At 27.5% G+C, this 13,895-nt stretch carries 4 protein-coding genes; 3 read left to right on the forward strand and 1 reads right to left on the reverse strand.

The genetic code is table 11. From position 1 onward, the window contains the following. Positions 1 to 665 precede the first annotated feature (665 nt). Positions 666 to 2,075, forward strand: a complete 1,410-nt coding sequence (dnaB, locus tag GFV14_RS02465) for a replicative DNA helicase (RefSeq protein WP_457914093.1) — start codon at positions 666 to 668, stop codon at positions 2,073 to 2,075. Between the two features lie 101 nt (positions 2,076 to 2,176). Continuing rightward, the gene (gene alr, locus GFV14_RS02470) at positions 2,177 to 3,259 is read left to right on the forward strand and encodes an alanine racemase (RefSeq protein WP_457914094.1); all 1,083 of its coding nucleotides are present in this window, start codon (positions 2,177 to 2,179) and stop codon (positions 3,257 to 3,259) included. A 3,652-nt stretch (positions 3,260 to 6,911) separates the two neighbouring features. Here alr and uvrA read toward each other — a convergent pair. Then, positions 6,912 to 9,746 carry an excinuclease ABC subunit UvrA gene (uvrA, locus tag GFV14_RS02475; RefSeq protein ID WP_457914095.1) on the reverse strand — a complete coding sequence of 945 codons (2,835 nt, stop codon included), beginning with the start codon at positions 9,744 to 9,746 and terminating at the stop codon, positions 6,912 to 6,914. Positions 9,747 to 10,004: 258 nt separating this feature from the next. Between uvrA and GFV14_RS02480 the strand changes: the two genes are divergently transcribed. Beyond that, on the forward strand, positions 10,005 to 10,526 hold the full coding sequence (locus GFV14_RS02480) for a single-stranded DNA-binding protein (RefSeq protein ID WP_457914096.1): 522 nt from the start codon (positions 10,005 to 10,007) through the stop codon (positions 10,524 to 10,526). The last annotated feature ends 3,369 nt before the right edge of the window (positions 10,527 to 13,895 follow it).

The following is a 13,895-nucleotide window of genomic DNA, read 5'->3' on the forward strand; positions in this document are numbered from 1 at the left end:
ATTATATAAACAATTACTTATATCTAAATGGTGAATTCATCATTAGTACACGATGCAGAGAAAAATTCTCAGCTAGTCTATTTTATAAATTTAGAATAATCCTTGATATAAAGTAATTTTTAAAATGAGTATTGTGAATGTCATTTAACAATGTTCACTTATCAAGTTTAAATTAGTTCAACTAAAAAATATCATCAAATATAAAAATCATAAAATATATTTAAATACACAATTTTAATTTGTATATCTATTATATATCTTCTCTTTTACAAAAAAATACTAAATAAATTTTTAAGAAGTAAGCATCAACATTTTACTCAAGTTCTTCAACAGGATTAGCTTCATTTCTTCAAAATAACGTTAGATAATACACAATAATCAAACTTTATCAAAAATAGAATACAACGACAGCTTAGTTAGAAAAGTTTTAATAACTGTTTCTACCACTTTATGAATGAAAATTTTTAATAATGCAAAGTATATAAATACCTCTTGTAAGTATTGTAAATACCTAGTAAAAAATACTGAATGACTGTTTTTCAGGAAAATTAATCCCTCTCTACTAAGAGGATCTTCAATATATCTCACGAAAAAAAATCTCTTGAATACTCAGTTGAGTAGTATACTAATACGTTAATTAATAACAGATCTGGATAACGATAAGTATGGCTATCAAATACCTCTCAGACAATAAAATTCATACACTAAGTAAAAAAGAAATAGAAAACCTAAAACTTCCACCGTACTCTATGGAAGCAGAACAATCAGTATTAGGAGGGTTAATACTAGATAATGAACGTTGGGACACAGTCTCCGAGCGCGTTACCCAAAAAGATTTTTATAGTCCTCCACACCGAACTATCTTTTCTCAAATGCAAAACCTGCTTGAAAAAGGTCAGCCTATTGATTTAATCACATTATCAGAATCACTGGAACTACAAGATGAACTGAATAGTGTTGGGGGGTTCACTTATCTTTCTAAACTATCAAAAAATATCCCAAGTGCAGCAAACATCAATTCTTATGCAGAGATAATCCACGAACGCGCTATTGTTCGCGACTTAATCTCAGTAGCTCATGGTATTGCAGAGGCTGGTTACAATCCTCAAGGACGCAGTAGTGAAGATTTACTAGATTTAGCAGAAACTAAAGTATTACAAATTGCAGAATTAAAAACTCGTAAAAATGTAGGACCAAAAGATATTAAAACTATATTAACTAAAACTATTGAAAAAATTGAAAAAATCTATCAACAACCTCATGATGGTGTAACAGGAATTTCGACAGGTTATCAAGAACTCGATAAAAAAACTTCAGGCTTACAATGTACTGACTTAATTATTATTGCAGCACGTCCATCAATGGGAAAAACGACTTTTGCGATGAATTTATGTGAAAATGTAGCTATGACAGAAGATAAACCTGTTTTGATCTTTAGTTTAGAGATGCCTGGTAATCAAATTATGATGCGTATATTAGCATCACTATCTCGTGTTGATCAAACTAAAATCCGTACTGGTCAATTAAATGATGAAGAATGGGCTCGCATTTCTAGTACAATGGGGATTTTATCAGAAAAAAGTAACATGTATATTGATGACTCTTCTGGCTTAACACCAATAGAGACTCGCTCACGCGCTCGTCGAATTTATCGCGAACACGGTGGGTTAAGCCTTATAATGATTGACTATTTGCAGCTTATGCGAGTGCCTGCATTATCAGATAATCGTACTTTAGAAATTGCAGAAATTTCACGTTCTTTAAAAGCATTAGCTAAAGAGCTTAACGTGCCAGTTATCGCGTTATCACAGCTTAATCGTAGCCTTGAAAAACGCACAGACAAACGTCCTATTAATGCAGACTTACGCGAATCTGGTTCTATCGAACAAGATGCTGACCTAATCATCTTTATTTATCGTGATGAGATATATCATCATAAGAGTGACTTAAAGGGGGTGGCTGAAATAATTTTAGGTAAACAACGGAATGGTCCAATCGGCACAATCCGACTGATGTTTAATGGACGATGGTCTCGTTTTGACAATTATATTGGTCCTGCATATAATAATGAATAATTAATTTCAATGCACTCTATTATATTTTATAACACCAATACAACTGAAATTTATAATACGCATTACATATTTATACATGATTATCTTGAAACGAGGAAATAATGAAAGCGGCAACTGCATCAATTAATCGCCAAGCTCTTCGACATAATTTACAAAAAGTAAAAGAACTTGCACCACATAGCCGTGTAATTGCAATTGTAAAAGCAAATGCTTACGGTCATGGCTTAACTGAAGTAAGCAATAGCATTCAAGACGTTGTTGATGGTTTTGGTGTCGCTCGTCTCAAAGAGGCGTTAGCACTGAGAAAGCAAGGCATTAATCGTCTTATTATATTACTTTCAGGTTTTTTTGAAATACTGGATCTTTCTTTTTTAGTTAGGTATCAAATTGATACAGTTATCCACTGCATTGAACAGCTTAAAATACTTGAAACAGTGACACTAACTAAACCAATAAAAGCGTGGATGAAAATTGATACTGGGATGCATCGCCTAGGAGTGTTACCTCAAGAAGCGCAAGCTTTTTATCAACGCTTACAAGAATGTAAAAATATTCAAAAACCTATCAATATTGTCAGTCATTTTTCTCAAGCTGATGAGCCGGAATTGCCTATAACATCTCATCAAATCAATTGTTTTAATCAATTTATTAAAAATAAACCTGGTGAAAAATCTATTTCAGCATCTTCAGGTATTTTAGTATACCCAGAGGCCCATTACGATTGGGTCAGGCCAGGGATTATTATATATGGCGCATCTCCCCAAAAAGGAAAATCAGCAAAAGACTTAGGTTTACAGAGTGTAATGACGTTACAGTCTACGTTAATTTCTGTTAAGGTTCACGTTGCAGGGCAGCGTGTTGGTTATGGTGGGAGATGGTGTAGTAAACAAGATACTCAACTTGGCGTTGTCGCCATTGGCTATGGTGATGGGTATCCTCAAACTGCACCGTCAGGAACACCTGTCTTTATTAATGGACGCATCGTTCCTCTTGTTGGGAACGTCTCCATGGATATGATTACTATAGATTTAGGACCAGATACTAATGATAAGGTAGGTGATAAAGTAATTTTATGGGGGAGAGAGTTACCTATTGAAGATATTGCCTTAAAAACAGGCATTATTAACTATGAATTACTTACAAAATTAACCTCAAGAGTCGTAATGCATTATATCGACGAATAACTATTAAATCTTTTTTTCAATCTAAATAAAAATACGATTATCATGAAGATATTATATATATTTCAATACAGCGATTCTAATATTAACAATCAAATCTTATTACTAATGAATGCATTTAATTAATATTGTATTTAAAATAATCAATATGAGTGTTGAACTATATTAGAGTAGTTTAATACAAAACTATTAAATGAAATGCTATTAATTATGCAAATCAATCTTAAGAGAATATCATTCTACAGTGCATCACTCTATCTAAAAATATAAAACTTTAAAATTCTCATATAAACATCTAAACACTTTTTTTTAGTAAAAATATTCGCTGATTTTAAGTTATAAGGTAAACAACAATACTCAATATTAAATACTTTTTTATGCTAAAAACGAAATATTAACTTTTACTTACTATTATTTTGATTTTAATCTTTATTATATGATTTAATAAATTTAACATAGAAACAATCATCTGTTGCTTGTCTTAATTTTGATATAGAAATTAATTATTATTTTAATTGCGATAAAGAATTAAAAAAATAAAATTTAATCAAAAGTTGTAAAGACTGAAAAATTACCATTACTACTATTATTTATCATACACTTTTTTTCTGTTGAAAGCTAACACATTATAATTTTACGTAAGATCAGTCGCATGTAATCTGATAAGTTAATGAATTTAAAAATTAGTGCTATTATTAAATATTATTTATTAAAATTTAACCGAAAACATCAATAAACATGGCTAGATAATTAAAATGATCGTAAATGTATTTACTGATGCAATGAGTATTTTTAAATACTATTCAGAATAATTTATAAATATAATTATTTTATACGTATAGTTATTAAAAGTAAGATTTTTATCAAAGTAACATTGATCAAGATATATTTCAATAAACTTAACTCTTGTTTATTAACATAAAAAATATATATTCTAAAATATCAATATACAAAATATTATGTACATTAATATATTGTTCTTAGAATAACTCACCAGTATGCCTAATCTCTATCTAGAGATTATTTTTACAAAGAAGTAACACGTATAACTAATTTGTAACTCCTTAAAAAATAGTAAACACAAAAAACAAACTTACTGAGTAAACGTTAATAACCTAATAAAATAACTCTATTTAAACAGTCGGCGACATGTTAATACTATTTTATAATTATTCAATTATAAAATAGTAAAAAATAAATACGAATCAAAAAAATTATCGTTTAATAAAATATTTCAAAATTGAACAATAAATTATAACAGACAGTGATAGTTCTCTCGATTCAATGACAGTCGTAAGATCGCTAATATAAGAAATAAACATGTATTTTAATAACTTTCATCCTAAACAAAAATTATTTAAATATATAAAAATATCTCGAAAATTTAGAATAATAAAACACAATCTTTAAGCTATCGAGAAATAATAAACTAAATACTTTAAATATAAAATTTAAAAGTGTAAAATCGTCGATTTGATATTTTATTAACTAATAAATCTCACTAAATATACAAAATAATAAGAAATATTCTTATACCTCGTTTCACTTCTAAAATCTGCTATCAACTACTTTTCTGTTAGTTAAATAAAAATTATAAACTGCAATACATTGTTTGGAGATTCATATCATGTCTAATTATACTTACACATAAAATCTATAACAACATTACGCCAATAATATTAACTTTGTTTAATATAGCTTTATTTAGTAGAGCTTAGTTTATCTTATTTAATTAACCTCACAATTAATTGCATTTTATTTTTAAATACAAATAGGTTTAAACTCTAATATCCTAGACTATTAAAACAGGTAACATCACTGTACTTACTAAAAACTACGCCATTTTCTTCAGTAAAGCTTCACTAAAGCTTCTCTGTAATTAATAAATTTTACATTTTTGAAATTAAACATAAAATATGCAATATATTTTCTTGAAAACCTAAGAGTACAATAATTGATGCTAATCTGCATTTTATAATTAAAAGATCACTTTTCCAATGAGATTGTGGTCATAACTTTCTTTATATGAATAAAAAAATAAAAATATTCGTAAGAATATCAAATAACTAAAATAGTGCTATTCTAGATAGAGTCAATAAATAATATATCATAAAATATGAGTCTTCTACAAAAGAAACACGAAATACTAAAAATCAATAAATCTAAAAAATCTTTGATAAGACTAAAATAATAACATAGGTGATCTAAATATGTCTATTTAATATAAAACAATATTTATTCCTACATTTTATTAAATATTAAGTATAAACTGATACCTTCAATATATCCCGCTATTACTATTTCAGTTATGATTTGAATATACGTAGTATAGAAAACTCATATCCATAAAATGATCCTAAAATAATAAGCACAATACATCATTAACATATAAATATATTTATATTCACTATGAATATACAAGCAATAAAAAACAAATTTTAACAGTAACTCAAACCATATAAATATGATCTAAAATAAATCTAAAATAACTGAAAATCTTTAAAATTATTCTAACTCAAGTATTTGAATTTACTGAAAAAAATTACCGATTAAATATATTAAAGTATAGTAATAGATGACGCAACTATAGCATATTAAAAATAAACTAATTTTTACAATCAAGTACTAATAATAAATGTAGAGATTATCATAAAACAAATAAAATATTATTTACTAACGAACGAATGTGATGTCATTGATTAAAAAATATTATTCAACTGCTTAATAAACTTTATAAAATTATACTAAGTCAATCTTATATGCAGGTAATTCAAAACTACATTACAATTTATTACATTATCATTGATAATAAATAATTTACACTGTTATGTCGTTGAATCTAATTATTGTTGAATGATTGTATATAATGGATATATACTTACTTATAATTATACAGATTTCATTGTAATATCATTAAGTGTTATCACATAAAAATATTATTAACAATACGTAAAGAATATGTTAAAATTTTAATAAAAACGCAACTGAAGAAAAAAGTTAAACGTGTATAAGTTTCTATGAGTTATATTAAGATAGTTGCATGATTTTCAGCAACAATCCAGCATAAAAACTTTAACAAAGCGATAACAATTATACTAATAAAAATTTTAATTATCACAAGATGTTCTAGATAAATAAGAATTTTTACATTAAGTTGTTTATATTATAAAAAGTACTTTATATAATGCTCGTCACAATTTTTTTTGGTAATTAATAATTAGAAAATAATTATTTATATTAACGATGTCTGCTAAATATTAATAAACAATATTACTGAACACTATATTTACCTATTAACACAGTATAAATAAAATTTTTTTAATTTATATATGACAGGTAAAAAATACTAATTTTACGATCAAATAATTGATCTAGTATGTAATAACGCTCACCCTTATCATATTATTTTTTATCTATTGAGCTAATTATTGAAAAAATAAAATAGTTATTTTCGATTGAATATTTTAGAGCACAGTGTTATATCTAGTATTAAAATTGCGAACATGTATTGTATATGTATCTATACATCAACACATACAAATTTTAAATTTTTATTCAGTTTCTCTTTTATTTATATCTTGAAGCATTCGATTTATAATTCAGATAATAATTAATAAAATAATTTAAATACAAATAACAACGTGAACACTAGAAACTAGTAACCACGTTGTAAAATGGGTTTTAAAAAACGCGCTGTATGTGATCTTTCACACTCTACCACCTCCTCTGGTGTACCAGAAATTAATATTTCCCCACCCCCGTCACCTCCTTCAGGACCTAAGTCAATAATCCAATCCGCAGTTTTTATAACATCAAGGTTATGCTCAATAACGACGATAGTATTTCCTTTAGCACGTAATTGATACAATACCGTAAGTAATTGTTGGATATCAAAGCAGTGAAGACCAATTGTTGGTTCATCAAAAATATAGATAGTCTGACCTGTTCCACGCTTAGACAATTCGCGCGCTAACTTCACTCGTTGAGCCTCTCCTCCTGATAAAGTAATTGCAGATTGACCTAAGCAAATATAAGATAACCCAACGTCTATGAGCCTTTGTATTTTATATGTCAGAACAGGAACCGAAGCAAAAAACTCGCGAGCTTCTTCAATCGTCATATTAAGAACTTCATAAATATTTTTACCTTTATATTTAATTTCTAATGTTTCACGATTATAGCGCTTATTTTTACATTGATCACACGGTACGTAAACATCAGGCAAGAAGTGCATTGAAACCTTAATTACTCCATCTCCTTGACATGTTTCACAACGACCACCTTTAATATTAAAACTAAAACGTCCTGGATTATATCCTCGAGTTCGAGATTCAGGCACGGAAGAAAATAACTCACGAATTGGTGTAAACACACCTGTATAGGTAGCTGGATTAGAACGAGGAGTTCTTCCTATGGGGCTTTGATTAATGTCAATCACCTTATCAAAATATTCCAATCCTTCAACATCTACATACGATAAAGGCGTAGTTGTAATCATTCTATTTAATTTTTGTTGAGCAATTGGGAATAAAGTATTGTTAATTAATGTTGATTTACCTGAACCTGAGACACCAGTAATACAGGTAAATAAACCCACAGGTATTTTTAATGTCACATTTTTTAAATTGTTTCCTGTGGCACCAATCACTTGAAGTATCTTATTTTTGTTAATAGGTGTGCGCGTTTCTGGTACGTCAATTCTTCGCTTGCCACTGAGGAATTGTCCTGTCAGTGATGCAGGATTTGATATTATATCATCTAGTGTACCTTGAGCAACAATTTCTCCTCCATGAACACCCGCTCTTGGCCCAAGATCAATTAGATGATCTGCGGCTCGAATAGCATCTTCATCATGTTCAACAACAATAATGGTATTACCTAAATTACGTAGATAAACTAACGTTTCTAGTAAGAGGTGATTATCGCGTTGATGAAGGCCAATTGACGGTTCATCAAGAACATACATAACACCGACAAGAGCTGTACCAATTTGACTAGCAAGGCGAATACGCTGTGCTTCACCACCAGACAATGTATAGACAGAACGAGAAAGTGTTAAATAATTAAGTCCAACGTTAACTAAGAACTTTAAACGTACACTAATTTCTTTTAACACTGTACTAGCAATCTGTGCACGTTGACCATTAAGTTGTAAATTTTGAAAAAATTTAACTGCATAATCTATATTATAGTCTACAATTTCAGGTAATGTAGTATTTTCAATAAAAACAAAGCGCGCTTCTTTACACAAACGAGTACCGTGACATGTTAAACACGGACGATTACTAATATATTTAGAGAATGACTCACGTGTTGTTTCTGATTCGGTCTCTTTATAACGGCGCTCCATATTATTAATCACACCTGAAAAAGGATGATGACGAACTGTAACATCACCGCGATTATTATAATATTTAAATTTAATAATCTCTTTTCCTGAACCATGAAGAATAGTGTGTTGTATTTCAGGCGTTAGTGTAGCATAAGGGGCATCAATATTAAACTTATAATGCTCTGCAAGAGATTGAAGCATCTGGAAATAGTAGAAATTACTATGGTCCCAACCATGAATTGCTCCATCGTAAAGTGAAATTCCAGTATTATGAACAACTTTCACAGAATCAAAAAACTGTTGAACGCCAAGGCCATCACAGTTTGAACAGGCACCAGTAGGATTATTAAATGAAAATAAACGTGGCTCCAATTTTACCATATTATAACCACAAACAACACAAACAAAATTAGATGAAAATAACAATTCTTTTGCGGTTGGATTATCCATGTCAACTAAAAGCGCTATTCCACAGGACAGTTGAAGGGCAGTTTCAAAAGATTCTGATAAACGCCGTGCAATATCATGACGTATTTTAAAACGATCGACAACTATTTCAATGGTATGTTTCTTTTGCAGCTCCAGTATTGGTAAATTAGAAAGTTCGCATACCTTACCATTAATACGAGCGCGTACATAACCTTGAGAAGCTAAATTATTTAATACTGCCAGGTGATCACCTTTACGATCTTTGAAAATTGGCGCTAATAGCATCATGCGATGATTGTTTGGTTGTGTTAAAACAGCATCTACCATTTGGCTAACATTATACGCAGTAAGTGGCATGTTGTGATCAGGACAGCGAGGTTCACCAATTCGGGAAAATAATAACCTTAGATAATCATGAATTTCAGTGATTGTTCCGACAGTTGATCTGGGATTATGAGACGTTGATTTCTGTTCAATTGAAATAGAGGGTGACAACCCTTCTATATGATCTACATCAGGTTTTTCAATTAATGAAAGAAATTGCCTTGCATAAACAGATAAAGATTCCACATAACGACGATGACCTTCTGCATATAATGTATCAAAAGCTAATGAAGATTTTCCTGATCCTGACAAACCAGTCATGACTATTAGTTTATCTCGGGGGATTCTAAGATTAATATTTTTTAAATTATGAGTTCGAGCGCCACGTATTTCGATGTAATCCATTTACTATTTCCTAGATGATGATAGTGAGTAATCATAAATTGATGATTATCAAGATAACTTATCTTATATTAATATACAGTACTTATGAAAAAGAGACTTATAAATACTTTTAAATATCTTTTAAGTAAAAAATTTAAATTTTATAACCACTTGAAATATTTTTACATAACTTATAATTACATATGCAATATACTTCTTTTGTGCTAAACTTTAAAATTATAACATAACTATTAGAGATAATGTATCAGGAGAATTTTCATGGCCAGCAGAGGTGTAAATAAAGTATTTCTTATCGGACATTTAGGACAAGATCCTGAAATTCGTTATATGCCTAATAATGGTGCAGTAGCAAACTTAACCCTAGCAACCTCTGAAAACTGGCGTGATAAGCAAACTGGTGAAATGCGTGAAAAAACAGAATGGCACCGCATTGTAATCTTTGGAAAATTAGCTGAAGTTGCAGGTGAGTATTTAAAAAAAGGCTCACAAATTTATATAGAAGGTTCTCTACAAACCCGTAAGTGGCAAGATCAAAATAACCAAGATCGCTACACTACAGAAGTAGTAGTTAAAATTGGTGGCTCAATGCAAATGTTAGGTAGTCGTAGTGGTGACTCTTTAGGAGAAAACCACGGTAGTGGGAAAAAAAAATTTTTACAACCTCAAAAACCAGACACAACACAAGAATTTAATCTTCATAGTACACAGACACGTTTACAAAAACCATCTCAACAAGATCATGAACTATTAGTCAACATTGATGACGATATTCCATTCTAAAATATCATAGAACTTTTTAAAACTTTTAATCTATTAGCTCAATAATGTTAGCTTGTTTGTAAACTGTAATATCTTTTTATAAAATTTTAGTTATACAATATATTAAAAATCAATCATGAATTTATAGGGTTGACAATATGACTCAACAATACTACTTAGTTACTATTGCATTCCAAGTTATGATACTTAGTCGCATTTATTTACTTTATCCATTCACTACATTGATTATAGATGAGTAAAACTGTAAAATTCTCTACACTTTCTTCAAGAAAGATGTTATCTTAAAAAGTTGCTTAGCGGGTTGATTGGTGTTCAATTCTATAATTTATCGCAAGAGCCTCATAAAAGAATGCGTGAATTTTATTAGAATTCATTTTATAAAATGAATATTACTAAATATATAAGATATTATCTATATCTAATAGAAAATAAATTACTGTTTCTGAAGAGTTCAAATAAAAAATTATTAATTCTTCAGAAACATCTTTGTAATTATCATTTCACTTCATAAGTATAAAATACTTTTTCACAAAACTCATGTTTCTGGACTTTTTAAAAGATTCATATAATTTGTATCTTTATCAATATTAATAGCTGTAACATCGAAATCTCAGACCCAACTTGTTGGGTCATAAATATAAAATTTTCTAATACCACTATTAGTGGTAAATAAACTTTATCTACTTATTAAGTTTATTTTAGAGTGCAGTGCTTGTATCACTTTAATAATATCATTACGTTCAATAAAAATATTAATACTAGATGGGTATCTTACATAATATAAAATAAATTAACAATAATTTTTTCATTGAAAACAGTATCTTAAAATTATTAATTTTTATTAATAACAATAAAATCTTCATAAAATTACATTAACATCATAAAAAACGCTTTTCTATAGTTAATAAAACACTACACATTCTTTACATATAAAAATGTTAAGATTAAATATTTTTTATAGAAAGTTTAGTTAGTTACATAACATTTCTCTACATCCATAAATTGAAAACTAATTCAACATGCTTTAATGTGAATTCCAGATCAACAATGTACTGCGTTGTTATTAATACCAATATTAGAAAATTTATTAGTTATCTTTCAAAGATTGTCTTAGATAAATTTTTAATCATTCAGTCCACTATAAGTCTGTATATTTCTTGACATTAGGCTCGTAACAAAAGTCAATAATTCATTCTTAAAATAGTCATCTTTTACTCAACTATAGTTCACTGAGGAACAATCAAAAATATTAATATAAAAAACTTTTATTCCATAAAATATTATTAGCGCTTATTTTTTTGAATATACATAAACTTGTCAACTCTTAAAAAACTAAAAATGTAATAATTAATACTTATTTATAATTTTATTTAAACGATCTGTTTCTATTACACTGCTACAATTAAATTCATGTGAAATCAAATTAATAAAAAAATTTACTAAAAATACTAAACAACTAAAAAATGTTGATTAAAATTATATTATGAGAGCAATTCATTAAAGCAAACATAAGGACTCTAAAGCAAAAAATAATAATGAAAAAAAAGAATGCAACTATTCATTAAACAACTTACTGAAATATAGCTAAAGAACAAATAGTTCAATTAAACTTTCTCACTAAAAGTAAAAAAAAGACACATATTTATTTCTAATTTCAAAACACTTCACTACAATTAAGACACTCACATGATCTATTAGTGTGCCATGCAATTTTTAACTTTAAAAGATTTTAAAAATAATATGATACTAGATCATTGAAGAAATAATGCTATTCTTACGGTTAAAAGTAAAATATAGAGAAAATGCTTCACAGTACCTATAACAACTCAAAATACTCTTTAAAAATTACATCTAACCTAAATCCTTTCGCACGTGATTAAAAAAAATACATGTACTCATTTTTGTTCTATCTCTAAATCGAAATAACAAATCACGAGACTATATTCAACCTAGTTATGATGTACGCCTATTGAGCACATTCAATAAGTAAAGAATTAAAACGACTGTAAAACGAAAGATTATTATTTTTGATATAAACCTCTTATCTACAGAAATAAAATTACAATAATATTCTAAATTAGAAGAATCACAACAAAAAAGACAGAGTCTCATATATTGAGATAAATTGAAGAAATAAATTTATTAGTTACAAATGTTTTGATATATACTACTGCATGGTTATGGTCACACTGACCAAATAATTAAATAGCTACGCAAGATTATAACACCTTAAATTTTATTACAGAGACAGGTGAATACGCACATACACATGAAAAATTTATTAAAACTAAACAAGATCAATAAAGAAACAGTATCAAAAATCGTACTAAAAGTCTTAAGTTATATTAGAACATGATATAGTATTAAGAAAAATAAAATTTCAATTTAGAATATTGCTAATAATTATACTAACAAAAACTTCATCTATGACTTAATCAGTATTATTACTCACTACTAAAAAAACCGAACTATCAGTATTTCTAAAAAAATCACCTTACGTCAAACTAATCAATTCAAAAATTTAATATCTTCCTAATGCGTTATAAAAGCTTACATAAGTGTTATTTTATAGCTAAATAATAACTTTCCTTTATCATAATCTTAGAATTATTTTATTTTACTTTTTCTATAGAAAATAATACTAAAAAATAATGCATTATATTCTATAGGTATGGTTATCAATAATGTCGTCTTGGATCGAATAAATTAAAATTCATTACATATTTAAAACTTACATATTATATTTAATATTATGCATAATATATCATTATTTTCATAATATTTTAGATAAATATTAAAATATGAAACAGTATCTAAAAATATAAACAACTATAATAACTATCTAATAATGATCTAAAAATAAAATATTTTTAGTTAATTACAATACTGTTATTTGATTAAAGATTTCAGAATAACAAATATAATGAAATGAATAATTTTTTATTATTCTACTAAATAAATACATTATCGAATAAACAGTTAACAGAAAAATATAATCAATTAATTCACCACTATTTTAGTATCCTGTTTATTTTTTATGATCAAATACACTAATAAAAATTTTACTTGATGCAGCTAAATTTTAAATGTATTTTTAACTTAAAATTCTTATTTTCATTTCAAATCATTACTATTTTATATAAAGATCTTTATGTAGATTCTAATATATAAATATTGATATTTATCTCTATAATATATTATCATATCAAAATTTTTTAATTGATGTGAAAATAAATAAACATCATTTTCAATCTCATCAATTTTATATTTAATTTCATGATTCTAATTAACTAAAAACTATTCACTATTTTCAATAGTGGAAAGACAATCAATACTAAATTTATAAACTAAATTTAAATAATTTTCGCT

Origin of the sequence: Candidatus Hartigia pinicola, from assembly GCA_020541205.1 — a bacterium.
Lineage (GTDB): Bacteria > Pseudomonadota > Gammaproteobacteria > Enterobacterales > Enterobacteriaceae > Hartigia > Hartigia pinicola.

Coding starts and splice junctions, on each gene's coding strand:
- uvrA (WP_457914095.1), bottom strand. CDS start 9,746: ATGGATTACATCGAAATACGTGGCGCTCGAACTCATAATTTAAAAAAT.
- dnaB (WP_457914093.1), top strand. CDS start 666: ATGGCTATCAAATACCTCTCAGACAATAAAATTCATACACTAAGTAAA.
- GFV14_RS02480 (WP_457914096.1), top strand. CDS start 10,005: ATGGCCAGCAGAGGTGTAAATAAAGTATTTCTTATCGGACATTTAGGA.
- alr (WP_457914094.1), top strand. CDS start 2,177: ATGAAAGCGGCAACTGCATCAATTAATCGCCAAGCTCTTCGACATAAT.